This is a genomic window from Kineosporia corallincola (assembly GCF_018499875.1).
In the GTDB taxonomy this organism is placed as follows: domain Bacteria; phylum Actinomycetota; class Actinomycetes; order Actinomycetales; family Kineosporiaceae; genus Kineosporia; species Kineosporia corallincola.
In genome coordinates, this window is sequence record NZ_JAHBAY010000004.1 from 151,662 (window position 1) to 174,759 (window position 23,098).

Annotated in this window: 19 protein-coding genes; 5 read left to right on the plus strand and 14 right to left on the minus strand. The window is 71.1% G+C overall.

Annotated elements, in window-relative coordinates; genetic code table 11:
- The first annotated feature begins 8 nt into the window (after positions 1–8).
- Together KIH74_RS10930 and KIH74_RS10935 are read left to right on the plus strand one after the other, a co-directional pair.
- A complete protein-coding gene (locus KIH74_RS10930; RefSeq protein WP_214155738.1) occupies positions 9–668 on the plus strand; it encodes a DUF6879 family protein in 660 nt (219 codons plus the stop codon).
- 12 nt (positions 669–680) lie between these two features.
- Positions 681–3,137 (plus strand): tetratricopeptide repeat protein, encoded by a 2,457-nt coding sequence (locus KIH74_RS10935; RefSeq protein WP_214155739.1) that lies wholly within the window; start codon positions 681–683, stop codon positions 3,135–3,137.
- Here the strand turns inward: KIH74_RS10935 and KIH74_RS10940 are convergent, their stop codons facing one another.
- From KIH74_RS10940 to KIH74_RS10955, 4 genes are all read right to left on the minus strand, one after another.
- Positions 3,138–3,998 (minus strand): methionyl-tRNA formyltransferase, encoded by an 861-nt coding sequence (locus tag KIH74_RS10940; protein ID WP_214155740.1) that lies wholly within the window; start codon positions 3,996–3,998, stop codon positions 3,138–3,140.
- A gap of 194 nt (positions 3,999–4,192) precedes the next feature.
- Complete coding sequence (locus KIH74_RS10945) at positions 4,193–5,161, minus strand: NAD-dependent epimerase/dehydratase family protein (RefSeq protein ID WP_214155741.1); 969 nt, start codon at positions 5,159–5,161, stop codon at positions 4,193–4,195.
- Positions 5,158–7,764, minus strand: a complete 2,607-nt coding sequence (locus KIH74_RS10950) for an alpha/beta fold hydrolase (protein ID WP_214155742.1) — start codon at positions 7,762–7,764, stop codon at positions 5,158–5,160. Before KIH74_RS10950 ends, KIH74_RS10945 begins: the two co-directional genes overlap by 4 nt.
- Entirely contained in the window at positions 7,761–8,756 is a 996-nt protein-coding gene (locus tag KIH74_RS10955; RefSeq protein ID WP_214155743.1) for a 3-oxoacyl-ACP synthase III family protein, read from the minus strand. Before KIH74_RS10955 ends, KIH74_RS10950 begins: the two co-directional genes overlap by 4 nt.
- A gap of 844 nt (positions 8,757–9,600) precedes the next feature.
- Here KIH74_RS10955 and KIH74_RS10960 point away from each other — a divergent pair.
- On the plus strand, positions 9,601–10,149 hold the full coding sequence (locus KIH74_RS10960; protein WP_214155744.1) for a hypothetical protein: 549 nt from the start codon (positions 9,601–9,603) through the stop codon (positions 10,147–10,149).
- A gap of 88 nt (positions 10,150–10,237) precedes the next feature.
- Here the strand turns inward: KIH74_RS10960 and KIH74_RS10965 are convergent, their stop codons facing one another.
- The 5 genes from KIH74_RS10965 to KIH74_RS10985 form a co-directional block, all read right to left on the minus strand.
- On the minus strand, positions 10,238–11,098 hold the full coding sequence (locus KIH74_RS10965; RefSeq protein WP_214155745.1) for an NmrA/HSCARG family protein: 861 nt from the start codon (positions 11,096–11,098) through the stop codon (positions 10,238–10,240).
- A gap of 134 nt (positions 11,099–11,232) precedes the next feature.
- Positions 11,233–12,528, minus strand: a complete 1,296-nt coding sequence (locus KIH74_RS10970; protein ID WP_214155746.1) for a hypothetical protein — start codon at positions 12,526–12,528, stop codon at positions 11,233–11,235.
- A gap of 256 nt (positions 12,529–12,784) precedes the next feature.
- On the minus strand, positions 12,785–13,303 hold the full coding sequence (locus KIH74_RS10975) for a RidA family protein (RefSeq protein WP_214155747.1): 519 nt from the start codon (positions 13,301–13,303) through the stop codon (positions 12,785–12,787).
- 53 nt (positions 13,304–13,356) lie between these two features.
- Positions 13,357–14,019 carry a neutral zinc metallopeptidase gene (locus tag KIH74_RS10980; RefSeq protein WP_214155748.1) on the minus strand — a complete coding sequence of 221 codons (663 nt, stop codon included), beginning with the start codon at positions 14,017–14,019 and terminating at the stop codon, positions 13,357–13,359.
- Positions 14,020–14,057: 38 nt separating this feature from the next.
- The gene (locus KIH74_RS10985; RefSeq protein WP_214155749.1) at positions 14,058–14,957 is read right to left on the minus strand and encodes a DMT family transporter; all 900 of its coding nucleotides are present in this window, start codon (positions 14,955–14,957) and stop codon (positions 14,058–14,060) included.
- A gap of 42 nt (positions 14,958–14,999) precedes the next feature.
- On the opposite strand from KIH74_RS10985, the gene KIH74_RS10990 reads away from it, so the two are divergent.
- Positions 15,000–15,485, plus strand: coding sequence for a MarR family winged helix-turn-helix transcriptional regulator (locus tag KIH74_RS10990; RefSeq protein ID WP_214155750.1), 486 nt, complete (start codon positions 15,000–15,002; stop codon positions 15,483–15,485).
- 33 nt (positions 15,486–15,518) lie between these two features.
- Here KIH74_RS10990 and KIH74_RS10995 read toward each other — a convergent pair whose 3' ends face one another.
- The 3 genes from KIH74_RS10995 to KIH74_RS11005 form a co-directional block, all read right to left on the minus strand.
- Positions 15,519–17,048 (minus strand): sulfatase family protein, encoded by a 1,530-nt coding sequence (locus KIH74_RS10995; RefSeq protein WP_214155751.1) that lies wholly within the window; start codon positions 17,046–17,048, stop codon positions 15,519–15,521.
- Between the two features lie 410 nt (positions 17,049–17,458).
- Positions 17,459–18,832 (minus strand): sulfatase family protein, encoded by a 1,374-nt coding sequence (locus KIH74_RS11000; RefSeq protein WP_214155752.1) that lies wholly within the window; start codon positions 18,830–18,832, stop codon positions 17,459–17,461.
- A 424-nt stretch (positions 18,833–19,256) separates the two neighbouring features.
- A complete protein-coding gene (locus tag KIH74_RS11005; protein ID WP_214155753.1) occupies positions 19,257–19,679 on the minus strand; it encodes a hypothetical protein in 423 nt (140 codons plus the stop codon).
- A gap of 61 nt (positions 19,680–19,740) precedes the next feature.
- Here KIH74_RS11005 and KIH74_RS11010 point away from each other — a divergent pair, with 61 nt between their 5' ends.
- Positions 19,741–20,877, plus strand: a complete 1,137-nt coding sequence (locus tag KIH74_RS11010; protein WP_214155754.1) for an NAD(P)/FAD-dependent oxidoreductase — start codon at positions 19,741–19,743, stop codon at positions 20,875–20,877.
- A 1-nt stretch (position 20,878) separates the two neighbouring features.
- On the opposite strand, the gene KIH74_RS11015 is transcribed toward KIH74_RS11010, so the two are convergent.
- Together KIH74_RS11015 and KIH74_RS11020 are read right to left on the minus strand one after the other, a co-directional pair.
- Positions 20,879–21,856, minus strand: a complete 978-nt coding sequence (locus KIH74_RS11015) for a GGDEF domain-containing protein (protein WP_214155755.1) — start codon at positions 21,854–21,856, stop codon at positions 20,879–20,881.
- A 65-nt stretch (positions 21,857–21,921) separates the two neighbouring features.
- Complete coding sequence (locus KIH74_RS11020; RefSeq protein WP_214155756.1) at positions 21,922–23,043, minus strand: hypothetical protein; 1,122 nt, start codon at positions 23,041–23,043, stop codon at positions 21,922–21,924.
- Positions 23,044–23,098: the final 55 nt, after the last annotated feature.

A 23,098-nucleotide genomic window follows, 5' to 3' on the forward strand; every position in this document is an offset into this window, starting at 1 on the left:
GGCCGGCCGTGCCGATCGACCTGCGTGGTGGCGAGATCCAGCAGCTCGCCGACTATTACGCCGATTTCGAGCAGAGGATGGCGGGCTGCCAGGAGTTCTGGAAACTGGAGCGCGGGCAGACCTTCGCCGAACCGGCGGACGAGAGCTGGCTGGCGTTCGAGGCCGGCGACTGGGATACCGCCGCGCGGCTGATCGAGCGCCGCCGGGCCGATCTCGAGGCCTACCACCGCGAGCTGCGGCAGGCCGGCACCCGCACCGCCCGGGTCCGGGTGGTGGAACGGCCGCTGTCGGCCTACCTGCAATGGGAGCTGCGGTTGCTCCGGATCCGCGACGAGGCGGGCGGGCCGATCCGGGTGCTCGACGCGGGTGCGGTGGCCGGGCTGGAGACGGGCGGGCCGCTGCCGGAGATCTACACGATGGACGAAACCGTGATGTACGAGGCTGTTTACGATGATTCGGGAGTGCTCGACCATGCCGTGCGCTACCGGGACGCCGATGTCGTGAGGGCGGGCCGGGAGCTGATCGGCGACCTGTACCGCCGGGCCGAGCCGATCGCCGCCTTCTTCGGGCGGGAGATCGATCCGGCGCAGCCGGTGCTCCCGGACCGCCCGGCCCTGCCGGCGGACTATCTGCGTTCGAGGGGCCGTCCTGCACCCATCCGGTCGTGAGCGGGTGCCGGGATGAGCGCCACCGGGCCGCACGACGACGCGGATCAGGAGAACCAGGTCGAGGCAGGCCGTCTCGACGATCTGGTGCAGGCCCGCGACGTTTCCGGGGGCATACACTTCTACGGGAGACCGGCCCGGCGGGCCGACGGAAGCACCGTCCCCCGCCAGCTTCCCGGCGACGTCGGCGTGTTCGTCAACCGGCTCGGTGAGCTGGCCTCGCTGGGCGAGCTCGCCGCCGCGCACGCCGCGCATGCCGCACACACCGCACACACCGCATCGGGCACCGGCGCCTCCACGGTCATCGTCGTCACCGGATCGGCCGGCGTCGGAAAGACCGCTCTGGCCCTGCACTTCGGGCACCGGGTGGAGGAGCTCTTCCCGGACGGGCAGATCTACTACGACCTGCGCGGCTACGGTGAGAGCAGACCGCTGGAGGTCGCGGACCTGCTCGACCGGGTGCTGCGCGACCTCGGTCTGCCCGCCGACCGGATCCCCGCCGACCTGCAAGAACGCTCAGCCTTACTGCGCAGCCTGCTGGCCCGCCGCCGGGTTCTGGTGGTGCTCGACAACGCTGCCTCGGCAGCCCAGGTGAGGCCGCTGATACCGGGCACGGTCGGTTCGCTGCTGCTGGTCACGAGCCGTAGCGCCCTGCCTGCCCTGGCGGTGCGTGACGGTGCGCGCCGGGTGCATGTCGACGTCCTCTCCGACCGGGACGCGGTCGATCTGCTGACCCGGGTCACCACCGCCGGCCACCGGCGTGACGACGAGCGGTCGCTGGCCGAACTCGCCCGGCTGTGCGCGAATCTGCCGCTGGCCCTGCGGATCGCGGCCGAACGGGCCAGCGCACGGCCGACCATGGAGCTCGGCGAGCTGATCGGCGACCTGCGGGACTCCACCTCGCTGTGGGACGCCCTGAGCATCGGTGACGAGGGTGAGGAGGAGGCGGTGCGGGCGGTGTTCGCCTGGTCCTACCGGGCGCTCACGCCACAGGCGGCCGGCCTGTTCCGGGCCCTCGGGGTGTATCCCGGAACCGACATCGCCCTGATGCCGGCCGCGGTGCTGCTCGGCGAAACGGTCACCCGGACCCGGCGGGCTCTCGACCTGCTGCTCGGTGCCTGCCTGCTGAGTTCACCGCACCCGGGCCGCTTCCGGTGCCACGACCTGCTGCGGGCCTACGCCGTGGACCAGGCGCGCGAGGCGGAGAGTGAGGCCGAGCGGACCCGGATGCTGGAGCGGCTGGTGCGGTGGTTCACCCTCACCGTCGACCAGGCGGCCCTGGTCCTCGCCCCCGGCGACCGCTTTCCGCTGACGCCCGGCACGCCCGGAACGGTGGAGCCGCTGTCGTTCGCCTCCCCGGTCACCGCGCTGGAATGGTTCGAGACCGAGCGTGACAACCTGATCGCCTGCTGCACCGCGGCTTTCGCCGCCGGACTGGCCCTGACCGCCTGGGAGCTGGCGATGACGGCCGGGGCCCTGCACGCGAGCCACTTCATGTTCGCGGACTGGGAGGTGATGAGCCGGACCGCGGTGGCCGCGGCGGAGACGCTGCGCGAACCCGGCAGGCTGGGGCAGGCACTCGACAACCGGGGCAAGTACCTGTTCCGCACCCGGCAGCTGGAACCGGCCCGGGCGGTGCACGAACGGGCCCTGGCGGTGCGCGAGGCCACCGGCGACCGGCCCGGGCAGGGCGAGTCGCTCAATGCCCTGGGCCTGATCGGGTTGCGCACCCGCGATCTCGACGCCGCCCGGCAGAGTTTCGCCCGGGCGGCCACGATGTTCGCGGCGGCCGGCGACGAGAGGTGGGTGGGCATCATGACGTCGAACGCGGCGGAGTCCGAGCTGGAGGCGATGGATCCGGACGCCCCCGATCGGGCCGGGGCGGCCGCGCTCGTCGCCGGGCTGAGCGATCTGCCCGGAACCTTCGCCCGGCTGGGCGACCCGGGCCTGCGGGGCAACGCCCTGTGGCTGCTGGCCTGGGCCCAGCGCCTGGCGGGTGATCTGCCGGCCGCGAGGGCGTCCGTCGACGAGGCCCTGGGCATCGCCGAGGACGTCGGCAGCAGGGCCTGGGAGGGGTTCTGGCTGCTGGAGTCGGGACGCGTGCACCTCGCGGCGGGGGAGCTGCCGCAGGCCCTCCAGTGCTGCGCCGCCTCGGCGTCCCTGCAACGGCAGCTGGCCGACCGCAGCCGGGAGGCGATGGCCGTCGCCCTGAACGGGGAGGTGCTGGCCGCCGCCGGCGGCGGGGATCCGGCCGAGGCCCTGGCCTTCCTGCGGCAGGCCGCGCGCATGCACCGTGACCTGGGCGACGACTGGAACGAGGCACTCGCGCTGGTGCGGGCGGCCGAGGTGGCGCCCGCACCGGACGCCGCTGAGGAAGAGGCGTCCCGGGCTCTGCGGCTCGCCGGGCCCTTCGCCGACGCCCGGGCCCAGGCCCTGCGCCGGCGGGCCCGGGCACTGGCGGACCCGGCGTGATCAGTCGTCCGGCCCGGGCGGGTCCTCGGTGTCGACCAGCCACAGCGGACCGTCGGCGCACTCCACCCGCAGCCCGGGGGCGGGCTGCGTGCTGGAGGCGTTCACCCGCACCGGGCGCCCGGCCACCTGCGCCACCGGCCCACGTCCGCCGCCGAGGAAGGCAGCGGCCCGGATCCGGTGGTGCACCTCCTCGCGCGGCGCGTCCCAGGTGATCGAGAACCAGTCCGGGGTGGGGAAACCGGCGTAGGAGGCCAGGGACTCGTCCTGCTCGTCACCCGGGTCGCCGGCGGCGAGCCGTTGCAGGGCGATCGGGAGCAGCCGGGCCAGGACCGGTCGGGTCGCCTCCCAGACGTCGTCGGGAACCACCCGGTCGGGCACCTCGATGCCGCGGGAGGCGGCCAGCACCGGCCCGCCGTCCGGCCGCTCGTCGACCCGGTGCAGGGTGAGCCCCAGCGAGGTCTCACCGGACCGGATGGCCCAGGGCACCGGGGAGGGACCGCGCCACTGCGGCAGCAGGGCGGTGTGGATGTTGACCGTGCCCAGTCGAGGCAGGTCGAAGACGGCCCGGGGCAGGCGCCAGTTGAAACCGAACACCAGGAACAGGTCAGGCCGGTAACCGCTCAGAAGAGGCTGCAACGAATCGGCATTCGCCGGGAACAGCAGGTCTGTCCCGCCCGGCACCGACGCGGCGAGATCGGTCACGGCCGGTCGCATCTGCGGGTCGGGCGGCGAATTCGGCCGCATGGAGCGGCTCATCGTGAACGCGACCACCTCGTGCCCGAGGCCGGCGAGCAGGTCGGAGAGGAACCGGAACTGCGGCACGCCGTACGACGCCAGGACGACGCGGAGTCCGGAGGTCATGACAAGAAAGTAGTGGCCGACCGCCGCCGACGGGCCGGTTCACCATCACCGTCACGGAAAACCCGGGCAGCCGGGCGATTTGGCGATCCGTGTCGCACTCAAGGTGAGGATGCGGTCACGGGTTGTCCCGCCTTGTCCGGTCGGGCGGCGGTGTTGCGGGTTGACATCGGCCGCCAGCACGGGCAGCCGCCGTCTCACCGGGCGTACCACCGGGCCAGCCGGTCGAAGCCCTCCTCCAGCCCGACCGCGGGCGTCCAGTCCAGCACGGCCCGGGTGGTGCGCTGCTCGAACCAGTGCGCGGTGGCCAGCTGCTCGGCCAGGAACCGGGTGATCGGCGGGTCGTCGTGCCGCTTGCCCAGCGCCCATGCCCCCTCCACCGCGGCCCCGGCCAGCCAGGCCACCGGGAACGGCACCCGGCGGGCCGGCGGCTGCACCCCGGCCGCGTCACACAACCGGGCGAACAGGTCGGCCACCGGCCGGGGTTCGCCGTTGGTGACCACCAGCGCCCGGCCCCGCGCGCTCTCGGCGTGGTCGAGCGCGGCCACCGTGGCGTCCACGGCGTTGTCCACGTAGGTGGTGTCGATCAGCGCGGCCCCGGAACCGATCAGCGGCAGCCGGCCCTGCCGGGCCCGCTCCACGATGCGCCCCACCAGCTGGGTGTCGCCCGGCCCCCAGACCAGGTGCGGGCGCACGGCCACGACGGCCAGCCCGGGCCCGTCGGCGGCCAGGGCGATGCGCTCGCCGGTGGCCTTGCTGCGGGCGTAGTTGCCGCGGGCCCGGCGCGGGTCCGCAGGCCCGGCCCCGGCCCCGGTCAGGGCGTGACCGTGATGGGCCACGGACGGCGACGACACCTGCACCAGCCGGGGCGTGCCGGCCTGCTTGAGGGCACCGACCAGGTTGCGCACGCCCTCGATGTTGGCGGCGGCGTACTCCGGCCAGGGACCGGTCACGTTCACCTTGGCGGCCAGGTGCACCACGGCATCCATGCCCTCGACGGCCCGGCCGATCGCGGCCTGGTCGGTGATGTCACCGGTGATCTCGCGAACCCCGGTCAGGGACGACGGACGGCGCTGGAAGACCGTCACGTCGTCGCCGCGTGCGGCCAGTTTCAGGGCCACCCCGCCGCCGAGCATGCCGCTGGCGCCGGTGACGAGAACCTTCATCGCGAGCCGGCCAGCTTTCCCGCCGCCCAGGCGGCCACGTGGGTGCGGTCGATCTTGGAGTTGTGCCGGATGTCGGTCTTCAGGGCATCGGTGACCAGCACCGCGGCCAGCTCGACCGCGGCCGCCGAGCGCACCCGGGCAGCCAGGTTGAGAGGCGCCACACCGCCGGGGGCGTCGGCCTCCAGCACCGCGACCAGGTGCTGCGAACCGGCCGGGCCGACCCCGACCAGTGCGGCCCGGTGCACCCCGGGTACCGCCTGGATGCGCTGCTCCACCCCGTACGGCGTGACGAAACCGCCCGCCGGGCTGAGCACGTGCACCAGCCGGCCCTCGACCCAGAGGCGGCCCTCGGCGTCGAAGTGGCCCACGTCGCCGGTGCGGTGCCAGCCGTCCGGCGTGGAGGTGACCTTCTGGGTGAGCCAGAGCTGGTCGTAGCGTTCCTTGAGATGCCGCGCCCGCACCAGGATCTCGCCGGTGACGCCGTGCTTGGTTGTGGTGTCGCCGGAGTCCGCGGCGCCGTGCGCGTCGAGCGGGCTGATCACGATCTCGACGCCGGGCAGCGGCCTGCCGACCAGCACGCCGTTGCCGGGGCCGACGGCCTCCAGCCCGGGCAGGTCGACGTCGGTGAGCAGCAGCGCCTCGGTCATGCCGTAGGGCGTGTGAAGCCCGGCGGAGGGCAGCAGCTCCTGCACCTGGCCGAGCAGCTCGGCGGGCACCGGGGCGCCGGCCGACAGCAGCAGCCGCACGTCACGCAGGCCCGCCCGGTCGCCGTCGGCCATCCGGCCGGCGGTGGCCAGGACGTTCGCCAGTGCGGCCGGTGAGGCGAACACCACCGTGGCGTCGATCGCCCGCACCGCCTGGGCCAGGGCCTTCGCCGACAGGGTGCGCGGCGCGGTGACGTCCATGTCCGGCACCGCCGAGGTGATCCCCAGGCCCGGGCCGAACAGGGCGAACGGCGCGAAGGCGGCGACGAAGCGGTCGTCGTCCACCGGGTCGTCGTTGCCCGTGCGCAGCCCGTAGGCCGACAGCAGCGCGTCGCGGATCGCCTCGACCTGGCGGTACGTGTACACGACCCCCTTGGCGGGGCCGGTCGAGCCGGAGGTGAAGAGCACCAGCGCCTCGGCCTCCGGCGGCGGGCCGGGCGGCAGCTGCGTGGGGGTGGTGCGACGCAGGTCGTCGAGGGTGGTGGTGACCCCGAGCACCCGGGAGAGCCGGGAGTCCGCCTTCACCCCGACGCCGATCCGGCGGCCCGGCCAGCGCAGGGCGCGGGCGGCCAGCAGACCGCGGTCGACGGCGATCACGTGCTTCACCGCCGCGCCGCGCACGGCCCGGTGCAGTCCGGGCAGGCCCAGTCCGGCGTCGGCGATCACGGCGACGGCCCCGATGCGCAGGCAGGCGTAGAGCGCGACGGTCAGGTCGGCACCCGGCGGCACCAGCAGCGCCACCCGGTCACCGGCCCGCACACCCTGATCCAGCAGGCCCGCGGCCACCCGGTTCACGTCGGAGGAGAGCTGCCGCCAGCTGGTCGCCCGCCAGCTCCCGAGCTGGTCGTTGCCGGCGCCGCTCGGTTCCAGCAGCACGGGTCGCGGGTCGTCCGCCCGCTCGTCCAGCGGCGCCCACAGCTCGCGCCGGGGTGTGGTCACCCCGGTGGGTCGGCGCGGGGTCACAACAGTGGACGACGGGGAGCTGATCGCGGGTGTCACGTCGTCCGTCAGCCACCGCACCACCGCCTCGGCGACCGGCGCGTCCTCGGCGACCAGGTGACCGGCCTTCTCGAACCGGTGCACCTGGGCCTGCGGAAGACGCGAGCGCAGGTCACGCAGGTAGAGGTCGGTGAACACCGGGTCGCGCGGGCCCCACAGCATCAGCGCGGGCAGCTCGGCCAGGCGCGGCAGGCCCTGCACGATGTCTTCGAGGGCGTCCCAGCTCGGGTGCGTGGGGTCGACCGGGATGTCTTCGACGAACTCGTCGATGCCGGTGCGCCGGTCGGCTCCGCGGTAGGGGTCCAGGTAGCCCGCCCGCACCCGCGACGGCAGCCACGGGTGGGCGATGCCCAGCGTGGCCTGGAGGAAGATCGGGGTGGTCGCGGTGACCAGGCGGCGTACGCCGGGCAGCCGGGCCGCGGCGATCAGGAACGGCAGGGCCGAGCCGGGCGGCTGGTGCACGGCGGTGTTCAGCACCGCGACGCCGGCCAGCCGGTCGGTGTGGCGTACCGCCCAGCCCAGCGAGATCGCGCCGCCCCAGTCGTGCCCGAGCGTGACGATCGGGCCCTGGAGGTCGAGGGCGTCGGTGAGCCGGTCCAGGTCGTCGAGGCGGGTGCCGAGCCGGCGCCGCACGCCGGTGCGGTCGGACAGGCCCATGTTGAGCTGGTCCATGGCGACCACCCGCCAGGGCTGCCCGGACTCGGTGGCCGCGGCGATCACGTGCCGCCACAGGTACGACGAGGTCGGGTTGCCGTGCACGCACAGCAGCGTGCCGACGGGCGTGCGGCCGTCCAGGGCGTCCTGGTTGTCGAGCACGTGCCAGGTGTGGCCGTCGGGCGTGGTGACCTTGCGGACCCAGCGCGGGTCGACGCCGTGCGGCGTGCCGGTCGGCGTGCTCACCAGATCACCGGGAGCACGCCGGCCGTGAACCCGGCCGCGCCGCAGACCAGCAGGATCTTGTCGCCCTTGGTCAGCAGTCCCTGCTCGGAGGCCAGCGACAGCGACAGCGGGATGCTGGCGGCGGCGTTGTTGCCGAACCGGTCCAGCGTCACCGACACCTGGTCGCGCGGGTAGTCGATGGCCGCGCAGAGCGCCTCGGTGACGCCCTTGGACACCTGGTGCGGGAAGATCCGCTTCACCTCGTCGAGGTTCCAGCCCAGCTCCGCGATCGTCTTCTCGATCAGCGGCGGGATGTGCTCGACGGCCAGGCTCTGGAGGGCCGAGCTGTCGCACTCGAAGAAGTAGCGCGAGTTGTCGTGCGGCATCAGGTTGCCGCCGGCCAGCACGGTGGACAGCTCCCACTGGGAGCCGTCGGAGACGAAGCGGCCGGGCAGCAGCCCGGTGTTCTCCTCGTCGGAGGCCTCCAGCAGCACCGCGGCACCGGCGTCGCCCAGGGTCAGCGCGGCCAGCTTCTTGCGCAGGTCGGCCGAGCTGTCGATCTGCCAGTTGACGGTGGGGGAGAGCACCTCGCCGGCGACGACCAGCACGCGCCGGGCGCGCCCGGTGGCGATCGAGGCGGCGGCGAAGTCCAGGCCGTTGAGGAAGCTGTTGCAGGCGTTCTTGATGTCGGCGAACGTGGCGTTCCGCGCGCCCATCTTGTGCTGCACGATGGCCGAGGTGGCGGGCTCGGACACGTCGTGCGACGCCGAGGAGTAGATCAGCAGGTCGACCGAGAGCGGGTCGACGTCGGCGTTGGCCAGTGCGGCCAGGCCGGCCTGCGAGGCGAGGTCGGACGAGGTGGTGCCGGGCACCGCGTGACGCCGCTCACGGACCCCGGTGAGTCGCTCCACCAGCCCGCTGGGCATGGCGAAGTTCTGACTGCGGGCCGTAACGGTATCTTCGACCTCGGCCGAGCTGATGACGCCGTCCGGTATCGCGTGACCGGTGCTCACGACCGCAGAGTTGATCAAAACTGGCTCACCTTGACGACTGTGGGGAATGAAGGTCCGGACCCGACGCCGTTGTCTCCGGGCCGAGGCCGTCTGCCATCCTGACACGGAATTGAGGTTCCGCTGCTCGTGGGGCTCCCGCGATGCAGGTTGGTTACCGACTTGAGTACCGCCATGTAGGCACGACGAGCGAGCTCCGGCCGGTGTTCCAGGGGTGAATTGCACCTTTGGACACTTCTTCGGTGTCCGGGTGTGCGTGGCGCTCGCACACCGGGTCACCCGTTCGGAGTGTCACCACCGGTCACCCGGACGGGTTCGTGACCCGATCGAGATGTCCCGGCGTCCCGGTGCCCCGGCGCGGGGGCGCCTCGAATGGTGGACGACGAAAACCCGGCCGACAATGCGCCCGACGCCGGTGCGGCAGTTGCTGAGCGTTCATTCCCTGTCCCTCCGGGTGTCGGAGCGCCCGTCGTCGGCCGACACCTGTTGCTCGACGACGTGTTTCGCGCCACCCCGGTCCTCGGCTCTCGGCATCTGGCGAAAGTCGTTGGAGACCGGCAATAGTCGACGGAGCGTGATTGATCATGTCGATAATTGTTGCTGGCGGGCAGATCTGGGAACCCGGCCTTGCATCCGGCGGGTGAATGGGTGAAGATGATCAGCGTATCGGCTTCCGATGGGCGCCGGGCTCCGGCCTGCCCCTGCCCGGGTTCTGACCGATGCCCCCATTTTTTCGGCAACAGGTCGCCGCTCCCACTCCCCGTGAAGGTCGTCCGGGCTTCCGTCGCCCAGCGTTCCCGCGAGTGAGACCTACCCAACCCCAACAGTTTTCGCGAAAGCAGCCGCCATGACCGCCATCACCCCGGGCACCGCCCCGGTCGAGCTAGCGCTGATCCCCCGGCAGGGGCGTCACACCGCGCACGACCCGTTCGACCCGGACGCCCGGCACGAGGAGACGTTGTCCCGCCTGCTGTCGCAGGTCCCCGGAAGGGCGCCGCTGTACGACCGGCCGCTCGCGCTGAAGCAGCGCATCGCCCGCGACAGCAGCAACCTGGAGCGCCTGCGCCGCGCCCTGCCACAGCTGCGCGACCCCCGCCGCCGCGCCGAAACATCGCACGCCATCAGAACTCTCACTGCCGACATCGCCGCCCACGAGCGCGCCCTCGACCGCCTGGTCGACGAGGGCCGCACCCGCCGCTGGGGCCCGGCCGACTTCGAGCCGGGCGACCGGGTGCGCTACATGGCAGCCTGGTACGACGTGGTCGGCGTCGGCCCGGAAGGGCTCACCGTGGTGTTCCGCCGGGGCCTCAACGGCGTCAGCTGGGACGTGCCCGCCGAGTACTCCCGGGTCACCGGCCGCGACCGCAACGGCGTCGAAGACCTCGACGCCGCCTGAGCCCCGGACCTGATCACCGCCAGGCACGACGAAACGGCCGGTCCTGTCACGGGCCGGCCGTTTCGTCGTCATCGGTCGAGGGGGTGGGTCACAACGTGCGCAGGTAGTCCGCGAAGCGCAGCGGCGACTGCCTCAGCGCGGAGGTTCTGGTGAAGTCGCCGCGGTAGGCGGGCACCTGGGTGAACCACTCGAACATCGCCCGCTGGTCGTCGTCCGTGATGCCGGCGATGTCGACGGCCTCGAAACGGGTCTTCTGGCCCGTGCGTTCGGAGAACGCCTCGGCGATCTGCTCCGGGGTGAGCTGGTCGGCCGCGATCTCCAGCTGCCCGCCGGGGATCGAGTCGGGCAGCAGCACGGCGGTGGCCCCGATCGCCCCGATGTCTTCGACCGAGATCATCTGCAACGGCACGCCCGGCGCCAACGGGAACCGGAACACCCGCTCGTCGCCGCCCGGTTCGGGCCGGGCTGCACCCCGCAGGTTGTCCATGAAGAACACCGGCCGGATCACGGTCAGGTTCAGGCCGGCCTCGCGCAGGTGTTCCTCGATTGCCCACTTGCTCTCGAAATGCGGGATGCCGGTGGCCCGGTCGGCACCGCCGACCGAGCTGTAGACCACGTGCGACACCCCGGCCTCGCGGGCCGCGTCACCGATGGCGCGGCCCTGACGCACCTCGCCGGCCGGGCCGTCCTCGGCGAACGTGGTCATCGCGAACAGCGTGTCGGCACCCCGGAGTGCGGAGACCAGCGACGCCGGGTCCGCCAGGTCTGCCCGCACCACGGAAGCGCCCTGGTTCCGGACTCTTACGGCTCTCTCGCTGCCGGGGTCGCGGACGAGGGCGCGCACGGCGGCCCCTCTGGCGAGCAGATGACGGGCGACTGCGCCTCCCTGCTGCCCGGTGGCCCCGATCACGGCCACTGTTCCGGTGTTGCCTCCCTGCGAAACCGGCATTTTCGACTCGCCTCCTGTTGACCCGTCTTTCACGAGCGGCCCGAGTCTAGGAGTGTTGACCCCGTGATGCCCGGGCACATGGCCGAACGCGCCGCGCCACCGTCGCCGCGTCGTCGCACCGTCACGGCGCGGCCTCAGAACGTGAGCTGCGGGAAGTCCTGGCGTGCCCGGGCGAATTCGCTGGGTGAGAATCCGTCACCGAAAGCCTCTGCGGCCCGGGCACTCAGGTCTTCCCCGGCGGCGGCGCTGGTGAACAGCACGTACTCGCCCATCGTCATGTCGCGGGTGTAGGCCGGGGCCTGGCCGTCGGTTCCGGCGGTCGGGAAGTAGCGCGCGGTGAGCTCGAAGTAACGGCGCATCACGTCGGGGCCGCCGCCACCGTCTTTCCACAGCGGCAGGAACCAGTCGCGGAACCAGGCGGCGTCGTGCGCACCCGCGGGCAGGTCGTCGCGGCTGCTGAGGAAGGCCTGCTCGGTGCGGTCGGCGTCGTCGGGGTGCGCGGTGTTGGCGTAGAAGTCGTGCACGCAGAACTCGGCCCACTTGGAATCGCCCCACAGGGCCAGGGCGGGCGAGCCGGACGTGCCCTGGCCGGCCAGCTCCACCTGGTGGCAGGCCTCGTGCACGATGATGTCGCGCAGCTGGGTGTCGTGCTCGCTCCAGGTGCCGTAGCCGACGTCGATCGTGGTGCGGTGACCGGAGCTCTCCTGGAACCGGGTGGCCACCGTGCCGCCGCTGTGCGTGCCCTGGTGCATGAAGAACAGCGCCGGCTCGGGGGCACCGAAGTTCTCGCAGGTCTGCGTGCCGAGCGAGCGGTCTGCGGCGCAGGTGCCGTACGAGGTCTTGACGTACTGCCAGACCTCGGTGGCGAACGGCGTGATCCAGTCGGTGCCGGAGGCCTGCCGCAGCGGTTCGTCGTAGTACACCGCCACGTCGGTGTCGCAGCTGATCCGGGTCATCGTGTCGGTGTGCTCGGCGACGTCGTCGGTGAGGGTGGCGGGGGCGTCGTCGGTGCAGGCCGCCGACGAGGTGGTCGGGGCCGCCTGCGTGGTGGTCGCCGTGGGAGTGGTGGCCGGCACCGTGCCCGTCGCCGTGCCCGGCACCGTGACGGTCTGCGTCGCCGTGGGCGTCGGGTCGGAGGACGGCGTGGGGGAGGACGGGCTGCCGGTGGCCCCCGGCCCGGTGGTGGCCGGGACCTGGCCGGCGCCGGACAGGCCGGAGCCCTCGTCGTCCGTGCTCTGCCCGGAGTCACCCGAGAGCTCGGCGCGCGCGTCGTGCGGACGGGCGAACGGCCCGTGCTGCGTGGCCATCTTCGCGAGTGCGGGGGAGGCCATGAGCGCGACGCCCAGCCCGATGACGCCCGCGGCCGTGCCGGTGGAGTACAGCAGTCGCCTGCGGGTACCTGGGATGGGGTGGGCCCTGCGGCGTCCCATGGGTCGTCCTCCGTCTTCAGACCATTCGATTGCCCTCTGCCCGGCACGGGGCGCGCACAGGGGGTCATCAACCGAATCGCCATCTGTCCTAGCCGGGTGTCGGTAGAACCCTAAGACGAATTCAAGAATGACTGGTGATTGGTGATCACTGCGTGTCAGAAGCCAACAGGAATCACCTTTTTCACATGAGTTTCTCGGGTATCCCCTGAAACCTCCGGTGAATCCAGGGTTACTGGCGCGTTGACGGACGAGTTCGTCAGATCGACCTGCGCGCATGCGGTTTCAGCTCGACCGTCAGCACCACCTCGAAGCAGTTGCCGCGGGCCAGGCCGGTCACGCCGACATTCGCCCGGGTGACGGCACCGTGCTCGCCGAACACCTCGGCCAGCACGTCGGAGACGCCCTCGCCGACCTCGTGGTGCCGGTCGAAGTCCGGGGTGGCGGCCACGAACCCGAGCGCGGAGACCGGGCCCAGCACGTGGTCGAGCGATCCGGTGGCCAGGCGGATCATGCCCAGGCAGTTGATCGCCGCCTTGCGGGCCGCGGCGTAGCCCTGCTCGACCGTCAGGTTGTCGCCGAGACGCCCGGGGTGCAGCACGGTCCCGTCCCGGTCCTCCGGTGTCATGCCACCGAGCACCAGGTGCGATCCGGTGCGGTGGAAAGCCTTGATGGTCTTGCCGTACCGGGCCCCGTAGGGCGGGTTCGCGTAGTCCGGCACGGGATGCTCGAGCTGGTCGGCGCGGGCGTTCGGGCCGATCGGGCCAGGGAGGTTCATGAACCGAGCGTACAGATTGGATCCACTTGATGAAACGCTGGATCCTTACTGCCTCAGAGGCAGGTACCCAGGGAGCTCGCGCCGGACGACGTCCCCCGGCTGCCCTGCTGGAACGCCTCGGTGCGCTGGGCGCCGCTGCCGTGGGCGCCCTCGGCGAACCACGGCACGTCGGGCTGGTCGCCCACCGAAGCCAGCGAACCGAGCAGCTCGTCGAGGTCGCCGTCTTCGAGCAGGAGCGCCTCGCCGCGCACCGAGTCGCCCAGGTAGGCACCGGCCATGCAGTCGGCCTGGAGCTCGTGCTGGATGGTGAGCTGGTGCGTGATGCCCAGCGAATCCTGCACGGCGTGGGCATATTCGTGCCCGATCAGGTAGTAGACGAAGGCGTCGCCGATCGTGTCGTACTGCCCTTCGACGAAATTCACGTCATAGGCGATGAAATTGCCGCTGGGACAGAAGAAGGCGTTGTTCAGCACGAACGGCTCGCCGCCGCACTCGCCGTCGGACGGCTCGTCGTAGGCGAACAGGTCTTCCACCGGCACGAACTGCCCGCCCTGCGACTCGAAGAACGACGTCCAGTAACTCTCGACGCTGCTGCGGGCGTCGGTGACGTCGCTGTCGAACTCGTCGGCCGGGGCGGAGGCGGGGTCGCTGCCGCCGCACGCGGCCAGGAGCAGGGCGGCGGACACCAGGCAGCCGACGCGACGAAAGACGCTCATAACGTCAGAGAATAGGACAGACTGATCAACTCGGCCCGTCAGCGGCCTGCCGGCACCGGTCGCGAGCGGGAGCCGGGCGCGTCGAGCAGTCGCCGGGCCACCGGCTGCCCGAGCAGGATGCCGGCGAAGACCAGCACCAGGCCCGCGAACTGCCGCGGGCCGAACGGTTCCGAACCGGCCAGCACGCCGAGCAGCACGCCGGACACCGGGTTGAGCAGGCCGATCAGGCCGACGGTCCCGGCGCTGAGGGCGCGCAGGCCGTGGAACCAGACCACGAAGGCGAAGGCCGTGGCCACGAAGGTGACGTAGCCGTACCCGGCGAGCCGTTGCGCGGTGATGGCCGGGGGTGCGCCCTCCAGGGCGATCGCGACCGGCAGGATCAGCAGGCCGCCGGCGATCAGCTGCCACGAGGTCAGGGCGAGGATGTTCTGCCGTGGGCTCCAGCGGGTGGTGAGGATGTGCCCGACGGCCGAGAGCATCATGGCGGCCAGGCCGGCCAGCACGCCGCGGTAGTCCACCCCGGCGGAGTCGCCGAGCAGCATGACCGCCACCCCGGCGATGCCCACCACCGCCCCGGCCAGGGCGAGCACCTGCGGGCGCTCGGCCAGCAGCGGCCAGGCCACCAGCATCATCGTCACCGACGACGTGGCCATCAGGGTGGACGCGACGCTGGCCGGAAGCAGCTGCGCGGCAACGTAGACCAGGGTGAAGAAGGCGCCGAAGTTGATCGTGCCGAGCACCAGCGACCGCCACCACCACGAGCCCCGGGGCAACTGCCGGGTGATCAGCAGCAGGAGCAGCCCGGCCGGCAGGGCGCGCAGGGCGCCGCCGTAGAACGGGTGGTCGGCGGGCAGGGTGTGCCGGGTGACGTAATAGGTGGCGCCCCAGGCGACGGGTGCCAGGGCGGTGAGCGCGACCCTGCGCGTATTAGCTTCCATGGAAGGTAACAGTACCTTCCATGGAAGCTATATAGTGGCCCGATGGACCACGTCGACAGGGTTCAGGCCGAATGGGCCCGCGAACGTCCCGATCTGGACTCCGGCCCGGTCGGGGTGATCGGCCGCCTGCACCGGCTGGCCAACGCCCTGACTCTCGAACTGGTCAGGGTCTACCGAGAACACGGGCTGGGCGAGGCCGAGTTCGACGTGCTGGCCGCGCTGCGCCGCGCCGGGGCGCCGTACGAGAGGACGCCCGGTGAACTCGCGCAGTCGACCATGGTCACCACCGGCGCCATGACCAAGCGCCTGGACCGGATGGTCGAGGCCGGGTTCGTCACCCGCCGGGCCAGCGAGGTGGACGGCCGCGGCCGGGTGGTCGCCCTCACCGCCCACGGTCGTGGTGTGATCGACCGGGCCTACGAAGACCATCTTGCCAACGAGCAGCGGCTGCTCGCGCACTTCACGCCGGAGGAACGAAAAGCCCTCGAAGCGCTGCTCACCGGGTGGCTGCGGCGCTTCGAGGGCTGACAGGGCCTGACAAGGCTTACGGGGCTTACCGTCTCAGCCCAGGGCCTCGGCCTTCGAGCAGGACTTCTGCCCGCTGCACGCGCGGAGCTTGTGCACCGTGGCGTCGAGCTGCTTGATCCGCTTCGCCGACAGACTGCCCGCGATGTTGTCGGTCTCGTTCGGGTCTTTCTTCAGGTCGTAGTACTCGCGGTCACCGCTGTTGTACTTGACGTAGAGGAAGTCCTTGGACCGGATGGCCGCGTAGTCCGGCGGGATCGGGCTGCGGAAGATGCCCTGGTCCGGGTCGTTGTCGTCGAGCCCGATGCCCTTGTGCTCGACCAGCAGCTGTTTCCGGTCGGTCACCGGGGTGCTGCCCCCGCTCCACAGCGGCACCAGGCTCTGCCCGTCGATGTGGCTGGGCGAGGTGGTGTTGGCCATGTCGGTGAACGTCGGCCGCAGGTCGATGTTGGAGGCCATCGCGTCGGTGGTCCGGCCGGCCGGGACGTCGGGGCCCAGCACCACCAGGGGCACGTTGATGTCGGTGTCGAACGCCGTCATCTTGCCGGAGACCAGCTTGTGCTCACCCATGTGGTAGCCGTTGTCGGAGCTGAACACGATGTAGGTGTTGTCGGCCACGCCGCTGGCCGTCAGCTGCGCCCGCAGCGCGGTGATCATCTCGTCGACCGAGGCCAGGGTCTGCGCGCGGCGGCGGTACTCCTCGTCCATGGTCTTGGCCGAGGCCTTGGAGATCTTCTGGTTGGCCATCCAGGTGGCCGGGTTCTTGTTCTTCTTGTCGTACGTGGCGGTGCGCGGCGCCTTCAGGTTCGGGTAGAGCTCGGCGTGACGCGGCGCGGGCACGGCCGGCTTGTGCGGCGTGAACACCGACATCTCCAGGAAGAACGGCTCGTCGCTGCCGGCCGAGCGCTTGATGAAGTCCTGGCCCTTGGCCGAGATGACGTCGGTCAGGTAGTCGTCTTCGGCCTTGCCGTAGTGCGTGACCTCACCGTTCTCGTTGAGGTTGTAGTTGAAGCCGTTGTAGCCGCTCGCGCTCAGCGCCCACTCGTCCCAGCCCACCGGGTTGGTGGTGGTCGGCTTCTTCGGGCTGCCGGGCTGGTACTCGTTGAGGAACTTGCCCATGATCGCCGTCTGGTAGCCGGCGCCCTGGAGGTCGGTGGCGAAGGTGTCCTGGTCGAGGCCCTGGCCCTTGAACACCACGTAGCCGCCGCCGGTCTCCACGGTGTTGGTGAAGATGCCGGTGTTGTGCGGGTACATGCCGGTGAAGATGGTGGAGCGGGAGGCGCAGCACAGCGAGTTGCTGACGTAGTAGTCGCTGAAGCTGGTGCCCTCTTCCTGCATCTGCTGCACCGAGGGCAGATATTTCAGCAGGCCGCTGTCCATGTCGTCGACCAGGACGAACACGATGTTCGGCTTCTCGCTGCTCGAGGTGGCCTTCGCGGCGGTGCCGGTGCTCGTGCCGGTGGCCTGTGGCGCGGCGGTGTCGTTGTCTGCGGCGGTGGCTGAGGAACAAGCGGTCAGGGCCAGCATCAGGGCGGCGCCCAGAGTGGCCACCCGTTTCTTCAGCACGTGATTCTCCTCCGCAGATTTCCCGCTGCCTTTTTCACCACCCGGCCGTCGAATCATAAACTGCGCGAACCGGTGCTCATGCCGCATCTGCTCATGGTGACTTCTCAGCTTCCTCACCGGAACTGAGGGGCCCGGTTGATCGTTTCCGCGTGCTGCCGGGACTTTGAGCAGGTCAGTGCCTGGAATGTGTTCTCCGTGGCAGCACTTCGGCAACTTCCGGGCCATTCCCGGGCGTCACGCGGCGTGCGCGGGCATCCCGGATGCCGGTCGCCGCGCGGTGTGGACCTGGTCACAAGCCATCCGGCGACCCTAAACGGCGCCGCCGCCCCGCCACGCCGGAGCGGCCGCGCTTTCACCGGACCGATCAGCTGTGTAACTTTCAGCAGCCGAACGGTGCGGTGAGTGACTAACTAACTGGTGGCCGTGGTGCAGGCCGACTGCCCTTCGCACTTCTTCGCCCTGACCACCAGACGGTGCAGCTTCTTCAGCCGCCGGGCCGACAGCGAGCCCGCGATGTTCTTCAGCTCGGACGGGTCCCGCACCCGGTCGTAGTACTCCCGTCGTCCGTTGTCGTACTCCACGTAGAGCCACTTCCTGCTGCGCAGCGCGAAGTAGTCCGGCGGGTTCGGGCTGCGGAAGATCCCGGCGTCCGGGTCGTTCCTGTCGTAGTCCGGGCCGGTGTGCTCGACCAGCACGTACTTGCGGGCGGAGGCCTTCGTGGCCTGGCCCCGCCACAGCGGCGCCAGGCTCAGCCCGTCCACGTTCTTCGGGGTGGACGCGTTCGCGATGTCACCGAAAGTGGCCCGCAGGTCGATGTTCGAGGCCATCGCGGTGACCTTGCGGCCCTTCGGCACGTCCGGCCCGACCACCACCAGCGGCACGTGGATGTCGGTGTTGTAGGCCGTCATCTTGCCGGAGATCAGCGAGTGCTCACCCATGTGGTAGCCGTTGTCCGACGTGAACACGAGGTAGGTGCTGTCGGCGACGCCGCTGCGCCGCAGCTGGGCCCGCACGTCCACGATCATGTCGTCGATCGCCTGCATGGTCTGCGCCCGCTTGCGGTACTGCCGGTCCATCTTCTTCTTCTGCGCGGCCGTGAGTTTCTTCGACGCCCAGGCCGCCACGTTCTTGTTGATCCGGTCGTACGACTTCACCCGCGGTGCCTTCAGGCCCTTGAACAGATTCTGGTGCCGCGGCGCCGGCACGTACGGCTTGTGCGGCGTGAACACCGACAGCTCCAGCAGGAACGGCTCGTCGGCCGCCGCGGCACGCCTGATGAAATCCTGCCCCCGGCGCGAGATCACGTCGGTCAGGTAGTCCCTGGCCCGGCTGCCGTAGTGCTTGACCTTGCCGTTCTGGTTCAGGTTGTAGTCGAAGCCGCTGTATCCGCTCGCGGCCAGTGACCATTCGTCCCAGCCGGCCGGATTGCTCTTCGTCGGCTTCTTCGTGCTGCCGGGCTGGTACTCGTTCATGTACTTGCCCATGATCGCGGTGCGGTAGCCCACCTTCTGGAGGTCGGTGGCGAAGGTGTCGCGGTCCAGGCCCTTGCTCTTGAACACCTGATAACCGCCGCCGCTGGACAGCGAATTGGTCTTGATCCCGGTGTGGTGCGGGTATTTCCCGGTGAATATGGTGGAGCGCGACGGGCAGCACAGGGAATTGGTGACGAAGTAATTCTGGAACGTCACTCCCTGCTTCTTCATCTTCTGCACGGCCGGCGCGTATTTCATCATGTTCAGCGACATGTCGTCGGTCAGCACGAACACGATGTTCGGATGCTTCACCGACGCAGCCCTGGCCGGCCGGGCCGATCCGGATGCCGGAGGCTGGGCGGATGCCGAAGCGGATGTCGAAGCGGACGGCGCCGCGCAGCCCGTCAGTGCGGTGACCAGGAGTCCTGCCAGGACCGTCGTCAACCGGTATGGCCCGTGTTTCAGCATCTCGACACCTCCGGAACCCGGTGCGCCGGGCTCGGGGGCGCCCGGCGCGAGGGGCACGCAGTCAGGGGGTATCGAGGTTACTTAACTGGTTTGGTGCAGTTTTCGGTGTGGCGGTGCTGGTCGCGCTCCGGCACCGTGGCCGTGCCGCTTCTTCACCGAAAGCGCCACCGGATCACAACGAATGAACAACGGTGGGCGCCGATGCTGACCAGTGCGATTCACCGGCCGCGCGACCGCCCGGCGAAAGTTCCGGCCCCGCCGGTGAAAATCAGGGGTGCGCTTCGTGACCAGGCTGTCCGGGGGTGCGGGTCTCCTCCTTCATCCGGGCCTCCAGCAGGTGCCGCCGGCCGCCGGCCAGCCGGTCGCGGGCGTGCCGTTCCAGGTCGCGGGCCGGGGCGTAGTAGCCGTCGTCGTACTCCTCGACCACCTGGAACGTCCACCGCCCGGGCAGCACGTTGCGGCCGATCAGCTCGCGGTCGAGGCGGTCGGCCGGCTCGTCGTGCCCGGCCGCGCGCAACGCCTCGGACGCCTCGCTGAACTGCCGGTCGGCCCGTCCGCTGAGCTGATGGAACGCGTACAGGTGCCCGCGGGCCTGCTCGACCGTCTCCAGCGCCTCGGACAGCTTGCCCAGGGCCTCGACCGTCTCGTCGCTGACACCCGCGGGAACACGGTGGGTCTCGTCGATCGTCATGACCCCTATACCTAGAGCAGACGGCGGCGCGGTGCGTGTTGATCACGGCGACAATGGCGTCATGAGTTCCACGGATGTCGCGATCATCGGGGCCGGCGTGATCGGCACCACCCTGGCCGCAGCCCTGGTGCGCCGGGGCCGCACGGTGACGCTGATCGAGGCGGACCGGCCCGGCGCGGGCACCAGCTCGAACAGCTACGGCTGGGTGAACAGCCACCACAAGCATCCGCTCGAATACCACGAGCTCAACGTGCAGGGGGTCGGGGCCTGGCGGCGGCTGGCCGAAGAACGGCCCGGCGTGGTCGCTTTCACCGGCCATCTGGAGATCGCCGAGAGCCAGGAGCACCGGCGCACCCTGACCGGGCGCACCGAGCGCCTGATCGGGCTGGGCTACCCGGCGCGCTGGATCACAGCGGCCCGGGCCCGTGAGCTCACACCGGTCAAAATGGTGGACGACGCCCTGGTGGCTCTGTTCGAGGGCGAGGGCCATGCCTTTCCCGCGCGCCTGATCGACGAGCTGACCAGGGAGGTGGGGCCGGTGCGGCGGGGCACCGCGACGGCGGTCGAGATGCAGGAAGACGGGGTGACCGTGCTCCTGGCCGACGGCGGGGAGGTGGACGCGGACGTCGTGGTGGTGTGCGCGGGCACCGGCACCGAGCAGCTGATCGCCTCGGCCGGGGGTGCGCTGCCGCTGGTGCCGCCCCGGGTCGACTCGCCGTCGTTCGGTTACCTGGCCGACGTGCGGGTGCCGGACCACGGCGTCACCGCACTGGTGACCACGGACGTCCTCAATCTGCGCCCCAACGGGAACGGGCTGCTGCTGGTGCAGGCGCTCGACCTGGACGGCACCGCCGAGCCCGGGGTGCCGGCCCCGGCGGCGGTGGTGCGGGAGTTCGGGCGGCGGGTGGCGGCGCTGCTGCCCGGCACGTCGCCGCGGGTGGTGGACGTGCGGGTGGGGCACCGGGTGATCCCGGCCGACGGGCTGAGCGCGGCCGGCCCGATGGCGCCCGGCTCGCGGGTGTGGGCGGTGGCCACGCACAGCGGGGTCACGCTGGCGCCCTGGCTGGCCGGGGTGATCGCCGGTGAGCTGTGCGGCGACGAGCCGGATCCCCGGCTGGCGGCGTTCCGGCCGGAGCGCTTCCTGATGTCCTCCGGGAACCCGGACCAGGCTGCTCCCCGGGTTCCCGGAGAGCAGTAGGTCACTCGTGGCCGGTGGGCAGCAGATCCGGGCGGAACACCTGAACCTGACCCCGGCCACGGGTTTTCGCGGCGCGCAGGGCGATGTCCGCGCGCACCAGCAGCTGGGCCATGTCGGTGCCGGGCTCGATCGCGACCACGCCGATGCCGGCGGCGAGCGACACCTGCCTGGCGTCGTCCACCATCAGGGTCGACACGGCGAACACGATCCGGTCGGCGATCTGCTCGGCCGTGGCCCGGTCGATTCCGTGCAGCAGCACGGCGAACTCGTCGCTGCCCAGGCGGGCGACCACGTCGTCGCCGCGCACCACCTCGCGCAGCAGGTCGGCGACCCGCAGCAGCACCTCGTCGCCGAAGGCGTGGCCGTGGGTGTCGTTGACCCCGGTGAAGTCGTCGAGGTCGATGAACAGCACGGTGTCGTCGGAGGCCCGGGTCTCCAGGGCCTCACGCAGGCCCTCGGTGAAGGCCTGCCGGTTGCCCAGCCGGGTGAGGCCGTCGTGCAGATGGCTCTGGTCCAGCTGGGCGTGCAGCAGGCTGGTGCGGTAGGCCAGCATCACCTGGTTCAGGATGCCCTGCGCGGTGAACACCACCGCGGCGTCGAGATGTCCCGGGCAGCCCAGGGCCATCGTCACCTCGGGGGCGATGTCCGGGTAGGTGATCATCAGCCAGGTGCAGGTCACCCCGGCGGCCGCGTTCAGCGCCTCGTGCACCTCGGGCACATCGGGATCCGCCCCGGCGGGCACCACCAGCGCACCCGGCCGGTCCGGGAAAGGCCCCAGCCAGGGTCCCATTCCGTAACCCTCGGCGGTGCGGGCCAGGCGCACCGCGCGCAGGCCGGGGGTGTCGTCGACCAGGTCGCTCATCGCGCCCCATCCGGCCATCCGGATCAGGGTGGCGTCGGTGACCGGGGTGTTGAGCAGTTCGGCGCCCACCCGGCAGAGCAACTCCGCGTGGCGTCGGGTCGTCCTGATGCCGTTCATCCCGGGTCGCATCGTCGCCGTGGTGTCGTGAGTTGAGTTCTCGTGCCGGACGAACCACGAAAGGGTCAGCCGAAGTCGCTCCAGCAGCCGAAGCCGGTGCCGTCGGGCCGGCCGCCCACCGGGTCGATGTTCAGGCTGCCGCCGATGTTCGGCCCCAGTTCCCCGGTCAGGGCGCCGCTGCCGTCCACAGCGGTGGCGGTGAGCAGCCAGGTGTAGCAGCTCGGGGTCACCGGTTCGCCGGAGTCGTCCGTCCCGTCCCAGCGAAAGCCGCCGAGGGTGCCGAGCCGGCCGGGGGAGGTGAGGGTGCGCACCGGTGAACCGGAGCCGTAGATGACCAGTTTCGCGGCCTTCACGGGCTTGGTGACGTCGAAACGCGGCTTCCACGGTTGTCCCACCTCGAGTTTCTCGGTGGTCTGCTGCGAGATGACCCAGGGTGGGCGGGCACCCGCGTCGAAGGCCAGCGTCCGCGACCGCATCCGGCCGTGCGCGTCGATGCCCACGATGCGCCGGCCGTCGATCGCGTACGGCGGGCGCAGGGTGGAGCGGTGCTGCCCGGATTCCGGTTCGGCCAGGTCGATCACGTGCACGTAGCCGTCGCGGGCCGACCACGACAGGGTGTCGTTGTTCAGCCGCAGATCGGTGGCGCGACGGCCGGCCCGGACGATTCTGCGCTCGTAGCCGAGGTTTCCGAGAACATGGATGCTGCCGGAGGTGTCGAGCCAGGCCGACCACGGCCCCCACACCGCCACCGGCCCCGCCGCGTCCTGCCGGGCCAGCACCTGCCGCCCGGTGTCGCCCGGGTCGAGGTAGCGCTGCCGCACCTCTCCCGCCTGCGTGCGCCAGACCACGTGCGGGCCGAAGATGTCGGTGTCGGCGGCGCCGGTGTCGAGCACCACCCTGGCCCGGTTCTTCGGCGCGGCCACGAAAACCGCTGATCCGACCAGGGAATAGGGCCCAGACTGCTTGATATGGTGTTTTCCTGGTGGCAGTCCGCCGAGCCGGATCGCGGGCAGGGGGCCGTGGCGCACGGTGTACACGTCGGCGGCGCTGCGGCGCAGCACGTGTGTGCCCGAGACACTGACCGAGCCGGTCGCCACCGTCAGCAGCCGTCCGGCGCTGAGGCTCACGTCACTGGGAGGGTTTTCCTGGCTGACGGGGGCGAGGATGGTGGGGGTCGCGTCGTCCATGCTTGGCTGGGCAGAACAGAGGACGGCGAACACCACCAGCGCACGGCGTGCCCGT

Bases quoted from the DNA above. Each gene is read 5' to 3' on its own strand.
- KIH74_RS10945 (WP_214155741.1), bottom strand. From the start codon at position 5,161: ATGAAGGTTCTCGTCACCGGCGCCAGCGGCATGCTCGGCGGCGGGGTG.
- KIH74_RS10990 (WP_214155750.1), top strand. From the start codon at position 15,000: ATGGACCACGTCGACAGGGTTCAGGCCGAATGGGCCCGCGAACGTCCC.
- KIH74_RS11020 (WP_214155756.1), bottom strand. From the start codon at position 23,043: ATGGACGACGCGACCCCCACCATCCTCGCCCCCGTCAGCCAGGAAAAC.
- KIH74_RS11010 (WP_214155754.1), top strand. From the start codon at position 19,741: ATGAGTTCCACGGATGTCGCGATCATCGGGGCCGGCGTGATCGGCACC.
- KIH74_RS10970 (WP_214155746.1), bottom strand. From the start codon at position 12,528: ATGGGACGCCGCAGGGCCCACCCCATCCCAGGTACCCGCAGGCGACTG.
- KIH74_RS10985 (WP_214155749.1), bottom strand. From the start codon at position 14,957: ATGGAAGCTAATACGCGCAGGGTCGCGCTCACCGCCCTGGCACCCGTC.
- KIH74_RS10935 (WP_214155739.1), top strand. From the start codon at position 681: ATGAGCGCCACCGGGCCGCACGACGACGCGGATCAGGAGAACCAGGTC.
- KIH74_RS10960 (WP_214155744.1), top strand. From the start codon at position 9,601: ATGACCGCCATCACCCCGGGCACCGCCCCGGTCGAGCTAGCGCTGATC.
- KIH74_RS10965 (WP_214155745.1), bottom strand. From the start codon at position 11,098: ATGCCGGTTTCGCAGGGAGGCAACACCGGAACAGTGGCCGTGATCGGG.
- KIH74_RS11005 (WP_214155753.1), bottom strand. From the start codon at position 19,679: ATGACGATCGACGAGACCCACCGTGTTCCCGCGGGTGTCAGCGACGAG.
- KIH74_RS11015 (WP_214155755.1), bottom strand. From the start codon at position 21,856: ATGAACGGCATCAGGACGACCCGACGCCACGCGGAGTTGCTCTGCCGG.
- KIH74_RS10975 (WP_214155747.1), bottom strand. From the start codon at position 13,303: ATGAACCTCCCTGGCCCGATCGGCCCGAACGCCCGCGCCGACCAGCTC.
- KIH74_RS10980 (WP_214155748.1), bottom strand. From the start codon at position 14,019: ATGAGCGTCTTTCGTCGCGTCGGCTGCCTGGTGTCCGCCGCCCTGCTC.
- KIH74_RS10940 (WP_214155740.1), bottom strand. From the start codon at position 3,998: ATGACCTCCGGACTCCGCGTCGTCCTGGCGTCGTACGGCGTGCCGCAG.